The sequence below is a fragment of the Burkholderia territorii genome (genome assembly GCF_902833055.1).
GTDB lineage: Bacteria > Pseudomonadota > Gammaproteobacteria > Burkholderiales > Burkholderiaceae > Burkholderia > Burkholderia territorii.
This window is the reverse complement of sequence record NZ_CADFEJ010000144.1, coordinates 1-447: the sequence shown is the minus strand read 5'-3', so window position 1 is coordinate 447 and position 447 is coordinate 1. Positions and strand designations below refer to the sequence as shown.

The 447-nt window shown below is 72.3% G+C and carries 1 protein-coding gene; it reads left to right on the top strand.

Translation table 11 applies throughout. The annotated features are described in order from the left end of the window. Nucleotides 1–447, top strand: a 447-nt coding sequence (locus tag HW466_RS31440) for a type III effector HrpK domain-containing protein (RefSeq protein ID WP_425129842.1), incomplete at both ends; no start/stop codon positions are given.

The window sequence follows — 447 nt, the reverse complement described above, 5'->3', positions numbered from 1 at the left end:
CAGTGGTGACGACGGCGGCGACGCCGCGCCGTCCGGGCAGTTGCCGCAGATGAACGCGCCCTCGCCGATGCAGGACCCCTCGATGAGCGGCGCGGGCACGCTCGGCGGCGCGGCGGGCGCGGCCGGTGCCTCGGGCGCGGCCACCGACGACGGCAAGTACGCCGCGCTCGACCAGTACAGCCAGGGCAACGACCAGTCCGATCTCGCGAAGTGGTCGGACCTGGCCTCGCCGGACCAGGGCGTGTCGCTCGAGCGTCCGCTGGCGGCCATGCAGATCCTCAGCGGCAAGGCGGGCCCCGACGGCCAGCCGCCGACCGAGGCGCAGAAGGCCGCGGCGATGCAGTTCGTCAACGACAACCCCTCGCTGAAGACGGCGCTGCAGAACACCGGCGCGCTGAAGTCGGACGGCACGATCGACACCAAGAAGATGCAGGGCTTCATGGGCCA